This is a genomic window from Tsukamurella pseudospumae, from assembly GCF_001575205.1.
Classification (GTDB): domain Bacteria; phylum Actinomycetota; class Actinomycetes; order Mycobacteriales; family Mycobacteriaceae; genus Tsukamurella; species Tsukamurella pseudospumae.
Window position 1 is genome coordinate 1 of the sequence record NZ_LSRE01000005.1, and the last position, 14,536, is coordinate 14,536.

Consider the following 14,536-nt stretch of genomic DNA (forward strand, 5'->3'; position numbering starts at 1 on the left):
GGCGGTGATCGTGAACCGGCCGGCCACGGGATCGGCCGTTCGCGGGGAGGCCTGACCACCAAGATCCACGCAGCAGTCGACGGTCAGGGGCGTCCGCTCGCGGTGGTCGTCACCGGCGGACAGCGCAACGACGGCGCCATGCTCACCGAGGTCCTCGCCGATATTCGGGTACCGAGATGCGGGGCTGGGCGTCCCCGCACTCGCCCGGACGCGGTCGTCGCCGACCGGGCCTACACCAGTGGCGTGAACCGGCGGATGCTCGCCGGCCGGGGTATCAAGGCAGTCATTCCGCAGAAGGTCACCGAGATCGACGCCCGCCGCCGCAAGGGCGCCGCGGGTGGTCGGCCACCGACATTCGACACCGATACCTACAAGGGCCGCAACGTAGTTGAGAGATCATTCAACGACACCAAGCAATGGCGCGGACTGGCCACCCGCTACGACAAACTCGCCATCACCTACCGGGCCGGGGTCGTGCTCCAAGCATGCTTGCGATGGTCACGACTATTGGGAGACACGCCCTAGCTGATCCGTGAGCGTCGATTCCGATCCGGCCCCCATCAAGGCCGTCCCCCTGCGGCATCCGGGTCAGTGGGTTGCGGCGGTCGTCGTGATCGTTCTGGTGGCGCTGTTCGTCTACGGCGCTGCCACCAACGACGCGTACGCCTGGGGCACGTACGCGAAGTACCTGTTCGACACCCGGATCATGTCCGGCCTCGGGTACACCCTCGCGCTGACGGTGCTCGCCATGGCGATCGCGGTCGTTCTGGGCGTGGCCCTCGCCGTCATGCGCCTGTCTCCGAATCGCGTGCTGCGCTGGACGGCCTGGGTGTACCTCTGGATCTTCCGCGGCACTCCGGTGTACGTCCAGCTGGTGTTCTGGGGACTGTTCCCGTCGATCTACAAGCGCATCGATCTGGGAATCCCGTTCGTGGTGCAGTTCGCGCATTTCGACATCCAGGCGTGGAACGCCGCGTTCGTGTTCGCGGTGATCGGTCTCGCCCTCAACGAGGCCGCCTACATGGCTGAGATCGTTCGTGCGGGTGTGTCATCCGTGGGTGAGGGGCAGACCGAGGCGTCGATCGCCCTCGGAATGTCCTGGAGCCAGACGATGCGTCGCACTGTGCTGCCGCAGGCGATGCGCGTGATCATCCCACCCACGGGCAACGAGCTGATCAGTATGCTGAAGACCACCAGCCTGGTGGCGGCGGTCCCGTTCAGCCTGGAACTGTACGGCCGCGCCAGAGACATCTCGGGTGTGAACTTCCAGCCGATCCCGCTCCTGTTGGTCGCGTCCACGTGGTACCTGGTGGCGACGAGCGTCCTGATGGTGGGCCAGTACTACCTCGAGCGGCACTACTCGAGGGGAGTGTCGAGGCAGCTCACTGCACGTCAACTCCAATCGCTGGCCGACGCGCAGGCCGCCGGCGCCACGGAGGGGAAGCTGTGACCGATCACGTGAGGTCGACCACGAACGAGTCGATGGTCGTCGCCGACAAGGTGTGTAAGAGTTTCGGGTCGCTGCACGTGCTCAAGGGCGTATCGCTCGAAGTGGGGCGCGGTGAAGTGCTGTGCCTGATCGGGCCGTCCGGTTCGGGCAAGTCCACGTTCCTTCGCTGCGTCAATCACCTGGAGGTGGTCAACGCGGGGCGTTTGTACGTCGACGGTGACCTCATCGGGTACCGGGAGCACGGGGACAAGCTCTACGAGCTCAGTCCCAAGGACGCCGCGAAGCAACGCCGCGACATCGGCATGGTGTTCCAGCACTTCAACCTGTTCCCGCACCGCACGGCTCTCGAGAACATCGTCGAGGCCCCGATCCAGGTGAAGGGACAGAAGCGGGAGCACGCCGTGGCCCGGGCGAAGGAACTGCTCGATCGGGTGGGCCTCGGGGACAAGGCGAACGCGTACCCGGCGCAGCTCTCCGGCGGACAGCAGCAACGCGTGGCGATCGCCCGCGCACTGGCCATGGATCCGAAGCTGATGCTGTTCGATGAGCCGACATCGGCGCTCGATCCGGAGCTGGTCGGGGAGGTCCTCGGCGTGATGCGGGAACTGGCGGCGTCCGGGATGACGATGGTGGTGGTGACGCACGAGATGGGGTTCGCTCGCGAAGTGGCCGACCAGTTGGTGTTCATGGACGGCGGCGTGGTCGTGGAGTCGGGGGTTCCGGCGGAGGTGTTGGGGAACCCGCAGCACGAGCGGACCAGGAGCTTCCTCTCGAAGCTGCTCTGAGCGGCCGGACCGAAGAACTTGTCAGTGGCTCGGCTTACGCTGGACTCATGGCATTCGCGGCAGAGCAACCGGTGGTGGCGCACTCCGAGCACCGTCCGATCGGGGAGATCGAGCGGGCGTGGTCGGAGTTCACGGTGGTCAGTGAGTACGAGCCGGCGGGCGATCAGCCGACGGCCATCGCCGACCTCGAGCGTCGCCTCAGGCGGGGCGAACGGGACGTGGTGCTCCTCGGCGCCACGGGCACGGGCAAATCGGCCACCACGGCGTGGCTGATCGAGAAGGTGCAGCGGCCCACGTTGATCATGGCGCCGAACAAGACCCTGGCCGCCCAGCTCGCGAACGAGCTTCGGGACATGCTGCCGAACAACGCCGTCGAGTACTTCGTCTCGTACTACGACTACTACCAGCCAGAGGCGTACATCGCGCAGACCGATACGTACATCGAGAAGGACAGCTCGATCAACGACGACGTGGAGCGCCTGCGGCACTCCGCCACCTCGTCTCTGCTGTCCCGGAGAGACGTGGTGGTGGTCGCCTCGGTGTCGTGCATCTACGGCCTCGGCACCCCGCAGAGCTATCTCGACCGGTCGGTCCAGCTGGACGTCGGGATGGAGGTGGACAGGGACGCGTTGCTGCGGCTCCTGGTGGACGTCCAGTACAGCCGGAACGACACCGCCTTCACGCGCGGCTCGTTCCGCGTCCGGGGTGACACGGTGGAGATCATCCCGTCGTACGAGGAACTGGCCATCCGCATCGAGTTCTTCGGTGATGAGGTGGAGGCGCTGTACTACCTCCACCCCCTCACAGGTGACGTGGTGCGGCAGGTCGACAACCTGCGCATCTTCCCGGCCACGCACTACGTCGCGGGACCGGAGCGCATGTCCCGCGCGATCGAGGGAATCGAGAACGAACTCGAGGAGCGGCTCGCGGAGTTCGAGAGGCAGGGCAAGCTGCTCGAGGCGCAGCGGCTGCGGATGCGCACCCAGTACGACGTGGAGATGATGCGGCAGGTGGGCTTCTGTTCCGGCATCGAGAACTACAGCCGGCACATCGACGGACGCGCGGCCGGCTCGGCGCCGGCCACGCTGATCGACTACTTCCCGGAGGACTTCCTCCTGGTGATCGACGAGTCGCACGTGACCGTCCCGCAGATCGGCGCCATGTTCGAGGGCGACCAGTCGCGCAAGCGCAACCTCGTGGACTTCGGCTTCCGGCTGCCGTCCGCGGTGGACAACCGCCCCCTCACCTGGGAGGAGTTCACGGAGCGGATCGGGCAGACTGTCTACCTCTCCGCGACGCCGGGCCAGTACGAGCTCGGCCAGACGGGGGGTGAGTTCGTCGAGCAGGTCATCCGCCCCACCGGCCTCGTGGACCCGCAGGTGGTGATCAAGCCCACCAAGGGGCAGATCGACGACCTGATCCACGAGATCCGCGAGCGTTCCGAGAAGGACGAGCGCGTCCTGGTGACCACCCTCACCAAGAAGATGGCGGAGGACCTCACCGACTACCTGCTCGACGCCGGTATCCGGGTCCGCTACCTGCACAGCGACATCGACACGCTGCGGCGTGTGGAGCTCCTGCGGCAGCTGAGGCTCGGCGAGTACGACGTGCTGGTGGGCATCAACCTGCTGCGCGAGGGTCTCGACCTGCCCGAGGTGTCGCTGGTGGCCATCCTGGACGCCGACAAGGAGGGCTTCCTGCGTTCCACGACCTCGCTCATCCAGACGATCGGGCGCGCGGCCCGCAACGTCTCGGGCGAGGTGCACATGTACGCCGACAAGGTGACCGACTCGATGCGGACCGCCATCGAGGAGACGGAGCGCCGCCGCGAGAAGCAGGTCGCGTACAACACCAGGATGGGGGTCGACCCGAAGCCGTTGCGCAAGAAGATCGCCGACATCCTGGATCAGGTGTACACGGAGGCGGACGATACGGAGCAGGCGATCGGCGGGTCCGGCCGCAACGCCTCGCGCGGGCGGCGGGCGCAGGGCGAGCTCCGGTCCGTGTCCGCGGTCAGTGCAGGGATGTACGAGGGCGAGGACGTGAAGTCGATGCCGCGCGCTGAGCTCGCCGACCTCATCTCGGAGCTCACCGACCAGATGATGAATGCCGCCAGGGAGCTGCAATTCGAGCTGGCGGGCCGGATTCGGGACGAGATCGCCGATCTGAAGAAGGAGCTCCGCGGAATGGACGCGGCAGGCTTGCAATGACCAGCTAAGTCGGTGATTTGCACCACCCGGTGTGTTCCCCGCCGCAAAAGGCCTGTTCCGGGACGGGATCGGGATATTGTGTCGGAGAAGTGTGCCGGGTCTTCCAACCCGGTGAGATCCGCTAGAGAAATCTAGAGAAAGAGGAGACTCGATGAGTGGCTACAGCACGATCGTCGTCGGCACTGATGGCTCGGAGTCGTCGCTGCGCGCCGTGGAGCGCGCCGCCGCGCTGTCCAGCGACAGCACCCAGCTCGTGATCGCCTGCGCATACCTGCCGAGCGAGGCGGCCGATCCCGCCGCCGCCGACATCCTGGGTGACGAGGCGTACCAGTTGCAGGGCGCGAACCCGGTCAACGACATGCTGCGCACGGCCGAGGGCCGTGCTGTCGGAGCGGGCGCGAAGAACGTCGACAAGCGGGCCATCAAGGGCCAGCCCGTCGAGGCGCTGCTGGACCTGGTGAAGTCGCTGCCCGAGCCTGCCCTGCTGGTCGTGGGCAACAAGGGCATGAACTCGCTCACCGGTCGCCTGCTCGGCTCGGTGCCGTCGGACGCCGCCCGCAAGACCTCGGTGGACATCCTGATCGTTCACACGACGTAACAAGCGGAGGCGTCAGGCCTCCAGGGCGCGCAGAGCGCGCGGTAGCGACCCGGACGTGACCACGGTCAGCGTCTGGGTCGCTCGTGTCAGGGCCACGTACAGATCGCGCATGCCGCGGTCGAACTCCACCTCGGCGGGCTCGCCCACGATCAAGCCCGGCTCCACCACGATTACGTGGTCGAACTCGAGGCCCTTCGAATCCCGCACCCCCATCACTCGCACGTTCGGGGCCGTCAGGCGGCGCAGCGGTGCCACCAGGGTCGACGGTGCCAGCACCGCCGTCAGGCGGTCGGGGTCGTCGGGGATCGCGTCGCGGACGGCCTCGATCAGGTCGGCGGTGTCGGCACCGTCGACCCTGACGAGGTGCGGCGGCTCGGCACCGGACCGGACCGAGGTGGGCGGGGCCAGCGTGGGGTCGATCTCGGCCAGGACGACGGCGGCGAGATCCATGATCTCCTTGGGTGTGCGGTAGTTCACGGTGAGCTCGGCGACGGTGAACCGGCCGGGCACGTACGGGTCGAGCGCCCCGCCCCAGCTGGTGGTGCCCGCGGCGTCGCCGGTCTGGGCGGTGTCGCCCACCAGGGTCATCCATCGGTTCGGGCTGCGCCGCATCAGCATTCGCCATGCCATGGCCGAAAGTTCCTGCGCCTCATCGACGATGACGTGCCCGAACGTCCAGGTGCGGTCATCGCGAGCGCGATCGGCGGTGGTGTTGAACTCCCGGACCGTCTGGCGCTGGGCCAGCTGCTCGGCGTCGATCAGGTCGTACGCCATCAGGATCTCGGCGTCGAACTCGTCGTCCAGATCCTGTGGCGCTGAACCGGTCAGGATGTCGAGGGCCTCCTGTGCCTCCTCGAGCCGCTGCCGCCACAGGCGCTCGGCCTCGTCCGCGTCGACGTCGTCATCGCCCAGGTGCTCCGCGATCTCATCGAGCAGGGGCGCATCGGCGGGGGAGAACGCCGGCTTGCCGTTCGGGCCGGTGGTCGGCTCGCGGAGTAGTTCGGCGCGTTCGGCGTCGGTGAGGTCGGGCGCGGCCTCGGCCAGACGGTCCGCGTCCCGCCACAGCTCCGTCAGGACGCGCTGCGGGGTGAGCGCCGGCCACAGTTGGTCGAGGGCGCCGAGCACCTCCCGGTCCTGGGCGAGCTCGTCGCGGATGTCCGAGATGTCGGTGCGCGAGAGCAGCATCGTGTTGTCCACCACCGACGATCCGATGGTGGCGGCGTGCTGCGCCGCGAGCGCGTCCAGGGCGGACTGCCGGAAGATCGCGCGGGCGGTGTTGTGCGGCCGCCGCGAGGAGCGGGCGCGGCCACGCGCCCGGGTCACGATCTTCTTGTCCAGGGTCAGCGGGTAGCCGTCGAACTTCAGGACGATCGGCTCATCGGGCACCGTCTGCCAGCCGCGCACCGCCTGCTTGCACACCTCGGGCATGGCGGGCGAGCCCTTGAGGCGCGTCGCGGCCGCCGAGTCCTCCAGGGTGGCGACGACGCCCGGGTACAGGTCCCCGACGGTGCTGAGCAGCACGCCCGTCTCGCCCAGGCTGGGCAGCACCTGGCTGATGTAGTTGAGGAAGGTCTCGTTCGGGCCGACGATGAGAACGCCCGTGCGCGAGAGGTTCTGGCGGTACGTATACAGCAGGTAGGCCGCGCGGTGCAGCGCGACGGCGGTCTTGCCCGTGCCGGGCCCGCCCTGCACGACGAGAACGCCGCGGTGCTCGGAGCGGATGATCGCGTCCTGCTCGCGCTGGATCGTCTCGACGATGTCGGCCATCTGCCCCGTGCGGGCCCGGTTCAGGGCCTCGACCAGAGCGGACTCGCCCGCGACGTTCGAACCCAGGCCCCGGCCGGCGGGGGCGGCACCGTCGGGCCCGGCATCGTGAGGGTCGCCCGTGAGGGTGAGCCGCTCGGCGACGACGTTCGTGAGGTCGCGGCCGCGGGTGCGGACGTGCCGGCGGACCTTCACGCCCTCCGGCTGCGCTGGCGTGGCGAGGTAGAAGGGGCGCGCGAGCGGCGCGCGCCAGTCGAGCAGGAGGGTCGAGAGGTCCTCGTCGTCGTCGAGGACGCCGATGCGGCCGATCCGGCGGATCGTGTCCTGGGCGCCGTCCGCCTCGTCCGCCTCGTTCATGTCGAGGCGACCGAAGTAGAGGTTCTGCTCGGCGGCGTCGTACTTGGCGATGTCGTCGGTGTAGAGCTGGTGGTAGGAGTCGCGCTCGGAGATCTCCTGCGGGTTCTCGCCGACTTCCTGCAGGTTGTCGGCCCGGCGGCGGTTGGCGGTGGTGCGCATCGCGTCGATCCGGGCGTACACGCGATCGAGGTGTTCCTGCTCCTCGGAGAGCAGGGAATCGACGGAGTCGGTCGGCACGGTGCTCCTCGTAGGCGTCGTGAAGTCAGTCGCGGGGAAATCAGACCAACCATTCTCCACGACATCTCGTCGGAGGCCACCACCAGTCGCGAATCACACACTGCGGGCGGCGCGGCCCACCCGATCGGGTGGCGTTCGGCACAGGCGTGCGGCATCCCGCTGGCGTGAAGTGATGCTGGAGGGTCGGGGCGTTGTCGAGTCCACGGACGGGTGAGGACGTGGTCACGACACCGTCAAGACCGTTTTCACGGCGCTCGGGGAGCAGTGTGCGCGGAGTGCCGCGGGCGCCTCGTCGAAGGTACCGGTCGCGGTGGTGACGGCCGACGGGTCGATGCTTCCGGACGAGATGAGGGCCAATACATCGGGGAGGAGCGTGCGCACGTGTGTGCGTCCCACCCGCAGGGTGATGTTCCGGGCGTAGGACGCGGAAAGAGGTAGAGACACGCGCCGGTGAAGCGAATAGGTGCACACACATGTTCCGTCGGGAGCGGTGCGTCGCATCACCTTCCGTAGACCGGACGGGCTTCCCGTCGCGTCGATCGCCAGGGGCGCCTCGGGCCACGATCGTGGGTCCTTCGGGTCGAGTGCGTTGAATCCGAGTGTCTGGGCGAGATCTTGGACCGCGGGACGCGCGTCGACGATGCCGATCCGGCGCGCGCCCAGGGCGCGCGCGATCATGGCGGCGTAGAGCGGGGTCTTCGCGGTGAACGGATCGCGTCGGCTCAGCCTCGCCACTATGAGAACGTCGGCGTCCGCGTCCTCCGCGATGATGCCGGGTACGTACGGCGCCACTTGTCGGTACGCATCGCACAGATTGTCCGCGGCGCTCGCGGCGATGGCGGGTTCGACCCCGGGGGGCAGCGGCACCAACATCGCGTCCGCGAAGGGGACGGTCATCAGATCGGCGAGCGCGCCGCCGTACAGGCCGCCTCCGAACCCGAACCCGTACATCGATCCCGGCGGCACCGTCAGGCAACTGGCTGGTCGCCCCGACGCGCAGGGGGTGCACTTCCCACAGCTGATCTGGAAGGGGACGACGACCAGGTCGCCCGGAGCGACTGAGGAAACGTCGCCACCTGCTTCGACGACCTCCGCGACGCACTCGTGACCCATCTGCATCGGTAGCGGGAACGGGGTGCGACCCAGCATCATTGCACGGTCGAGGTCGCAGGTGGCCACAGCGACGGGGCGAACCACTGCAGCGGCCGGATCTGGCGGCTGTGGCGCGGGCGCCGATTCCCAGGCGAGATTGCCGCCGGGGCGCGCGACCAAGGCGCGCATCGTCTTCCGGCGTCGCAGGCCTCGGATCGACTGGATGACGCGTTCCTGACGCTGCTCGCGCCCGCGTTCGAGGCCCAGACGGGTCAGCTCAGTCGCATCGGGCGTGAGCATCCTCGCGTAGTGCCCGATCGCGGTGCGCGCGCGGATCGGCCGGTCGGTGGCTTGGGGTGACTCCATGGTCGAACCTCATTCTGAGACGGCGTGGTTTCAGAATGAATTAGGAACTGTCGCGTGTCAAGATGTCTTCATGGCGGACACTTCCAGGAACTATCGAGGCGAGCCGAGACATCTGCGCGTGCACGACCGGCGTACCCGGATCCTCGATGCCGCGGTCGAGGTGTTCGGCACCGTCGGCTACCGGTCCGCCACCGTCGACGCCGTGTGTGCCGCCGCGTCGTTGTCCAAGCGGTACTTCTACGAGTCGTTCGTCGACCGAGAGATGCTGCTGTTGGCCTGTTACGAGCGTTGCGCCGGCGAGATCCACGACGCGATGGTCCGCGCCGCATCGGGCGCGGACGAATCCATTGATGCGCGACTGCGCGCCGCGCTCGTCGGCTACTTCGGGGCTATCGCGGACGATCCGAGGCGGGCCCGAATCACCCTGCTCGAGATCCTCGGTGTCGGGCCGGCGATCGATGCGGCGTACTCGGAACAGACCGATGTGTTCGCGGCGTCGGTCGAGGCGCTCGCGTGGACGAGCTTCGCCCAATCGTCGCTCTCGGCCGCCACCCTTCGCCTCCTCGCGGCGGGGATCGTCGGTGCGGTGACGACCATTGCGCGGCAATGGTTGCTCACCGATCGCGCGGGTGATCAGCGCGATCTGGTGGAGTCGTCCTTCGTGCTCGTGTCAGCCGTCTTGGAGCGACTGCCGCGGAGCTGAATCTGTGCTCACCGGGCAGGTCCCGGTGTATTCGGGCAGGTCGATGCCGTTGATCGCGCGCTCGATCAGCGACATGTCCCAGTCCTCGGGCTGCACGGCCGGCGCGTCGGGGTCGCGGCTCGCCGCGTTGAGCCGGGCGATCTCCTGGTTCGCCTCGACGAACGGACGCATCCGCTGCTCGTACCGGGCGAACGCGGTGTCCGGATTCCACTTGGCGGTAGCGAGCTCGCCGGCCAGGACGTACGCGCCGACGAGCGCCAGGCCGGTGCCCTGACCGGACAGCGGCGACGAGCTGAACGCAGCGTCGCCGAGCAGCGCCACCCGCCCGTTCGACCAGCGGTCCATCACCACCTGGGCCACCTGGTCGAGGTAGAAATCGGGGGAGTCGTCGGCGTGCGCGAGGATCTGCGGGGTGAGCCAGCCGTGGCCAGCCATCCGCTCGTGCAGCAGGTTCTTCTGGGCGGCGATGTCGCGGTGGTCGACGTCGAAATCCTCGGCGGGGAAGGAGAACATCGCCATCGCCCGGGTGGCGTCGTGGATGGGCCGCAGGCCGGCGGACCGTCCGGCTTCCTGATACTCGATCAGCCACTCGTCCAGCCCGAACTCGTTGGGCACCGTGTAGAACGCGAGGACGTGGCCGAGGTGGCGGAGGAACCGCTCGTGCGGGCCGAACACCAGGGCGCGCAGGGACGAGTGCAGGCCGTCGGCGCCGATCACCAGGTCGAACCGGCGGCGGTCTCCGCCGGCGAAGGTCACGTCGACGCCGGTCGCATCCTGGGTGAGCTCCGCGATCCGGTCGTCGAAGAGGTACTCGACGCGGTCGCGGGTCGCGTCGTGGAGCACCTGCGACAGGTCGCCGCGGAGGATCTCGATCTCCGCGATGAAGCCGTCGCCGCCGTCGTCATCGGCACGGAAGGTCTCCAGCACGTTGCCATCGGCGTCGACGTAGTGCGCGCCCGCCGTGGGGGTGCGGGCCGCGCGGACGGGATCGTCGAGCCCCATCCGCCGGATGACCTCCTTGGCCACCCCGCGGGCGTCCACGGCCTGACCGCCCGGCCGTAGTCCGGGGGAGCGTTCGACGACGGTGACCTCGGCGCCGCGCTCGGCCAGCCAGTGCGCCAGTGCCGGTCCGGCGATGCTCGCGCCGGCGATCAACACCCTGACACCGCTCATACCGCCCCCTGCTCGCTCGTCCGGATCGCTGCCGGATCATTGCCGGATCGTACTTCCGTATTCCGGTGGGCGGGCCACGTGCAGCTAGGCTTCAGAGATGGCCATGGCGCAGATCAGAACTCCCCGCGGTCGACGATGACCGCGAAGTCTCCGGCGACGGATCAGTCGCGGCCCGGGACCGGTTCCGACACCGTGCCGCCGTCGGTTCGGGCGGCCGCGTCCTGGTCGTGGCGGCTCGTGGTGATCGGGTTCGCGCTGTACGCGCTGCTCATGGTGGCCGAACGGCTGCAATCCGTGGTGATCCCGTGCGCCCTCGCGCTGCTCGGGGCCGCGCTCCTGCGGCCGCTCGTGGACAAGCTGGAGGGGCTGGGCGTTCCGCGGTCCCTCGCCGTCGCCCTGTCGTTGATCCTCGCGATCGGCATGGTCGCGGGGATCCTCACGTTCGTCATCGACCGGGTCGTCCAGGGCGTGCCACTGTTGACCGACCAGGTCGCCGCGTCGATCAAACAGATCCAGGGCTGGATCACGGACGGCCCGTTGCACCTGCGGCAGAACCAGATCGACTCCATCTCGAATTCGCTGGTGGAGGCGGTGCACAAGAATCAGTCGGCCTTGACATCAGGCGCACTGACCACCGCCACCACCGCCGGCGAGATCGTCACCGGCGGCCTGCTGATGCTGTTCACGCTCATCTTCTTCCTCTACGACGGCACGGGGATCTGGCGGTTCGTGACACGGGTCATCCCTCGCGGCAGTCGGGAGAAGGTGCGCGAGGCCGGCCGTCTCGGTTTCGCCTCGCTCGTGGGGTACGTCCGGGCGACGGTGGCCGTCGCCGCGGTCGACGGTCTGTGCATCGGGATCGGCCTCGCGATCATGGGGGTACCGCTCGCGCTGCCGCTGGGCTCGCTGGTCTTCGTCGGCGCGTTCGTGCCGATCATCGGTGCGTTCGCGACCGGCACCATCGCGGTCCTCGTCGCGCTGGTGGCGAAGGGGCCCGTCTACGCGCTCATCGCGTTGGGCATCATCGTCGCGGTCATGCAGCTCGAGGGGCACGTCCTGCAGCCGCTCCTGCTGGGGAGGGCGGTGCGACTGCACCCGCTCGCCGTCGTTCTCGCCATCGCGGCCGGGCTGGTCCTGGGCGGGATCATCGGAGCGCTCCTCGCGGTCCCTCTGGTCGCCGTGCTCAACACCGCCATTCGCGCGCTGACCGGCGACTCGCACGAGATCGAGGAGGAGCTCGAAGAGGAAGGCGTGCTCGATCCGGACGAATAGTCCGGCGTACGCCGCGATCAACGCACGTCGTAGCTGATCGTCGCCGACGGCTCAGCGCGCCGATGCGCACCACGGACACCGTCGACCTTGAGGAGATTCGCACAATGGACGACAACCAGCTCGAGCAGATGTACCGACGGCTCATCGACTCCCGCGTTCAGCAGGTGGCCCTGTGCACTCGGCAGCGCGCAGCGGGCCAGTCGTGAGCCCGCGCGAAGACGAGGTCGAGGGCATTCCGGTACTGGCGGCGGCGCCATCAGGGGATCCCACTGGGGTCGCCCTGTGGCTCAGCCATCTCGGCGGATCCGCTGAGAAGACCTCTCCGCAGCTCGAACGCCTGGCTGACGCGGGAATGTTCGCGGTGAGCTTCGACCCTCCGGCGCACGGCCGGCGAGGGGGCGGTGATCCGTGGGGGTTCGCCCGATCGGTGTTGGACTCGTTTCGTACCCGGATGTGGCCGCTGCTCGGAAGCACGACGTTGGAAGCACTGCGAGTCGTCGACTGGGCCCTGCAGCGGTCGGGTGCCGACGGTCCGGTCGTCGCAGGCGGCGTGTCGATGGGTGGCGATGTTGCGGTCGCGCTGGCCGGTATCGATCCCCGTGTCCGGAGAGTGTGTGCCCTGGCGTCCACGCCGGACTGGACGCGACCGCACATGCGTCTGCTCGACGACCCCACTCGACTCCTTGATCAAGGACACGCCGACAGCTACGCCCAGTGGTTCTGCGACGCGCTCAATCCGAGGGCGAATCTCGATCGGTACCTGCGCCGCGACCTCGCCATCGCCTTTCACAACGGCAGCGCCGACCGGCACGTGCCCGCCGACGACGCGATGGCGTTCCGGGCCGCGCTGGCCGCGCGCGAGCCCGACTCCGCAGAGCGGATCACCGTGACGGTGCACGACGGTGCGGGGCATCTCGACGTCGATGAACGCTTCTACGAACCGGCCCTGACGTTTCTCTGCGCGGGCTGACGCTCGCCGGTCACCAGTTGCCCGGACACGGAGCCGATTGCGAACCCTGTCGAACTGCCCATGCGATTCGAAAGAATGCCGGTGGATGCGTGCATGTGTTCGTTCATGCGCATCCGTCGATGTCGCCCGCTGCGGTTCGGGTATTCAGTTGTCTGGAGGGCGCAGGGGTGCCCTGCTGCGCAACTCGGTCGCCGACGTCTCGTGCCGTGCGACGCTCTGCGCGAGGAATTCGTGGATCGCGGCGAGCTGGGCATCGTCGAACCGTTCGAGGGCGGTGTGCGCCTCAGCGACCCTGTCCTCGAACAGCTCGGTGACGATCTCGACGGCGCGGGAGGTGGGGGTTACCAGCACCCGCCGCCCGTGCGTCGGATCCGGCACGCGGTGGACGTACCCGGCGGCGACGAGGCGGTCCGTCATCGTCGTGACCGAACCGGGAGTGAGGCCCAGGATCCGCGCCAGCTGTCGGACGGGCTGCGGCCCTCGGCGGAACACCGTGTCGAGACAGCGGAGGTCCGTTCGCCCGATGCCCAGGTGGTCTGCGAGGGCCTGATCGTCGGCGTCGATCGCCGCCTGCAGGTCGGCCATGCAGCGGCCGATCGCTCGTTCGCGCTCCGAGCGCTCGTCCTCGACAGGTGTCATTCGATCAGTGTAGTGTTTGACTATCAAACAATGAAGTCGACTAATCGAGGAGAACACCATGACTGCACGCGACGAGCAGCGGTCCGCCGTCGATTCCGCCCTGGGTGGCGGCCTGTCCTGGATCACGGGCAGGGACTCCGTGAAGCGCGGGCGATCCGCGCTCGACGGTGCCCTCGGGGAATTGATCTCCTGGGTCACCGGGCGCGGTGGAAAGAAGGACAAGACCGCCGAGTAGGCGGGTCACCAGCCGCGTTCGCGCCACTCCTGAAGATGCGGGCGCTCGGCCCCCAGGGTGGTGCCCTTGCCGTGCCCGGGATGGACGACTGTGTCGTCGTCGTACCGGTCGAACAGCTTGGCGGTCACGTCGGTGAGGAGGCTGCCGAAGTCCTCGGGGGAGCCGGTCTTGCCCACGCCGCCGGGGAACAGGCTGTCGCCCGTGAACAGGTGGACGGGGGCACCGTCGAACTCGGGGCGCAGGGCGAGGGCGATCGACCCGGGCGTGTGCCCGACGAGCTCGATCACGTCGAAGACGAGCCGGCCCACGGTAAGCACCTCGCCGTCGGACAGTGTGCGGTCGGTGGGGGCGTCGATGCCCGCGGCGTCGTTGACGCCGGCTACCGCGGGCACTCCCAGCCCCTCGCGGACCTCTGCGAGCGCGTACCAATGGTCCAGGTGGCGGTGGGTGGTGACGATCAGCTCGACCGCGCCGGTATCCCGCGCGAAGTCGAGGATCCGATCGGCCTCGTTGGCCGCGTCGACCAGGAGAGCGCGCCCGGCGGAATCACTCACCAGGTACACGTTGTTGTCCATACCGCCGACGGAAATCTGATTGATCGTGGTGGTCACGGGCCTCACGTTACCGTGCGCGAAAAACTTGTCAGTGGGCTTGCATAGCATTGATCGGGGCCCGTCTGTGGGCC

Annotated in this window: 14 protein-coding genes; 9 read left to right on the plus strand and 5 right to left on the minus strand. The window is 68.3% G+C overall.

Annotation, left to right across the window (positions count from 1 at the left end; translation table 11 throughout):
- The 5 genes from AXK61_RS04345 to AXK61_RS04365 all read left to right on the plus strand — a co-directional run.
- On the plus strand, positions 1–525 hold a 525-nt coding region (locus AXK61_RS04345), incomplete at its 5' end, for an IS5 family transposase (RefSeq protein WP_156485565.1).
- Between the two features lie 7 nt (positions 526–532).
- Positions 533–1,450 carry an amino acid ABC transporter permease gene (locus AXK61_RS04350; RefSeq protein WP_068744036.1) on the plus strand — a complete coding sequence of 306 codons (918 nt, stop codon included), beginning with the start codon at positions 533–535 and terminating at the stop codon, positions 1,448–1,450.
- 32 nt (positions 1,451–1,482) lie between these two features.
- A complete protein-coding gene (locus AXK61_RS04355; protein ID WP_068744086.1) occupies positions 1,483–2,235 on the plus strand; it encodes an amino acid ABC transporter ATP-binding protein in 753 nt (250 codons plus the stop codon).
- 47 nt (positions 2,236–2,282) lie between these two features.
- Positions 2,283–4,445 carry an excinuclease ABC subunit UvrB gene (gene uvrB, locus AXK61_RS04360; protein WP_068744038.1) on the plus strand — a complete coding sequence of 721 codons (2,163 nt, stop codon included), beginning with the start codon at positions 2,283–2,285 and terminating at the stop codon, positions 4,443–4,445.
- A gap of 151 nt (positions 4,446–4,596) precedes the next feature.
- The gene (locus AXK61_RS04365; RefSeq protein ID WP_068744040.1) at positions 4,597–5,043 is read left to right on the plus strand and encodes a universal stress protein; all 447 of its coding nucleotides are present in this window, start codon (positions 4,597–4,599) and stop codon (positions 5,041–5,043) included.
- A 12-nt stretch (positions 5,044–5,055) separates the two neighbouring features.
- On the opposite strand, the gene AXK61_RS04370 is transcribed toward AXK61_RS04365, so the two are convergent.
- Entirely contained in the window at positions 5,056–7,401 is a 2,346-nt protein-coding gene (locus AXK61_RS04370) for a HelD family protein (protein WP_068744042.1), read from the minus strand.
- 222 nt (positions 7,402–7,623) lie between these two features.
- On the minus strand, positions 7,624–8,859 hold the full coding sequence (locus tag AXK61_RS04375; RefSeq protein ID WP_082789214.1) for an alcohol dehydrogenase catalytic domain-containing protein: 1,236 nt from the start codon (positions 8,857–8,859) through the stop codon (positions 7,624–7,626).
- A gap of 70 nt (positions 8,860–8,929) precedes the next feature.
- Here AXK61_RS04375 and AXK61_RS04380 point away from each other — a divergent pair, with 70 nt between their 5' ends.
- Complete coding sequence (locus tag AXK61_RS04380) at positions 8,930–9,562, plus strand: TetR/AcrR family transcriptional regulator (protein WP_068744044.1); 633 nt, start codon at positions 8,930–8,932, stop codon at positions 9,560–9,562.
- Here the strand turns inward: AXK61_RS04380 and AXK61_RS04385 are convergent.
- Positions 9,530–10,735, minus strand: a complete 1,206-nt coding sequence (locus AXK61_RS04385; protein ID WP_068744045.1) for an FAD-dependent monooxygenase — start codon at positions 10,733–10,735, stop codon at positions 9,530–9,532. The genes AXK61_RS04380 and AXK61_RS04385 overlap by 33 nt on opposite strands.
- Positions 10,736–10,870: 135 nt before the next feature.
- Here AXK61_RS04385 and AXK61_RS04390 point away from each other — a divergent pair, with 135 nt between their 5' ends.
- Positions 10,871–12,007 carry an AI-2E family transporter gene (locus AXK61_RS04390; RefSeq protein WP_068744047.1) on the plus strand — a complete coding sequence of 379 codons (1,137 nt, stop codon included), beginning with the start codon at positions 10,871–10,873 and terminating at the stop codon, positions 12,005–12,007.
- Between the two features lie 202 nt (positions 12,008–12,209).
- The gene (locus tag AXK61_RS04395; RefSeq protein ID WP_156485566.1) at positions 12,210–12,977 is read left to right on the plus strand and encodes an alpha/beta fold hydrolase; all 768 of its coding nucleotides are present in this window, start codon (positions 12,210–12,212) and stop codon (positions 12,975–12,977) included.
- 144 nt (positions 12,978–13,121) lie between these two features.
- Here the strand turns inward: AXK61_RS04395 and AXK61_RS04400 are convergent, their stop codons facing one another.
- Positions 13,122–13,616, minus strand: a complete 495-nt coding sequence (locus tag AXK61_RS04400; RefSeq protein ID WP_068744051.1) for a MarR family winged helix-turn-helix transcriptional regulator — start codon at positions 13,614–13,616, stop codon at positions 13,122–13,124.
- A gap of 58 nt (positions 13,617–13,674) precedes the next feature.
- On the opposite strand from AXK61_RS04400, the gene AXK61_RS24815 reads away from it, so the two are divergent.
- The gene (locus AXK61_RS24815) at positions 13,675–13,851 is read left to right on the plus strand and encodes a hypothetical protein (RefSeq protein WP_156485567.1); all 177 of its coding nucleotides are present in this window, start codon (positions 13,675–13,677) and stop codon (positions 13,849–13,851) included.
- A gap of 5 nt (positions 13,852–13,856) precedes the next feature.
- Here AXK61_RS24815 and AXK61_RS04405 read toward each other — a convergent pair whose 3' ends face one another.
- The gene (locus AXK61_RS04405; RefSeq protein WP_068744053.1) at positions 13,857–14,513 is read right to left on the minus strand and encodes an MBL fold metallo-hydrolase; all 657 of its coding nucleotides are present in this window, start codon (positions 14,511–14,513) and stop codon (positions 13,857–13,859) included.
- Positions 14,514–14,536: the final 23 nt, after the last annotated feature.

Bases quoted from the DNA above. Each gene is read 5' to 3' on its own strand.
- AXK61_RS04355 (WP_068744086.1), top strand. From the start codon at position 1,483: ATGGTCGTCGCCGACAAGGTGTGTAAGAGTTTCGGGTCGCTGCACGTG.
- uvrB (WP_068744038.1), top strand. From the start codon at position 2,283: ATGGCATTCGCGGCAGAGCAACCGGTGGTGGCGCACTCCGAGCACCGT.
- AXK61_RS04365 (WP_068744040.1), top strand. From the start codon at position 4,597: ATGAGTGGCTACAGCACGATCGTCGTCGGCACTGATGGCTCGGAGTCG.
- AXK61_RS04375 (WP_082789214.1), bottom strand. From the start codon at position 8,859: ATGGAGTCACCCCAAGCCACCGACCGGCCGATCCGCGCGCGCACCGCG.
- AXK61_RS04380 (WP_068744044.1), top strand. From the start codon at position 8,930: ATGGCGGACACTTCCAGGAACTATCGAGGCGAGCCGAGACATCTGCGC.
- AXK61_RS04385 (WP_068744045.1), bottom strand. From the start codon at position 10,735: ATGAGCGGTGTCAGGGTGTTGATCGCCGGCGCGAGCATCGCCGGACCG.
- AXK61_RS04390 (WP_068744047.1), top strand. From the start codon at position 10,871: ATGACCGCGAAGTCTCCGGCGACGGATCAGTCGCGGCCCGGGACCGGT.
- AXK61_RS04400 (WP_068744051.1), bottom strand. From the start codon at position 13,616: ATGACACCTGTCGAGGACGAGCGCTCGGAGCGCGAACGAGCGATCGGC.
- AXK61_RS24815 (WP_156485567.1), top strand. From the start codon at position 13,675: ATGACTGCACGCGACGAGCAGCGGTCCGCCGTCGATTCCGCCCTGGGT.
- AXK61_RS04405 (WP_068744053.1), bottom strand. From the start codon at position 14,513: ATGCTATGCAAGCCCACTGACAAGTTTTTCGCGCACGGTAACGTGAGG.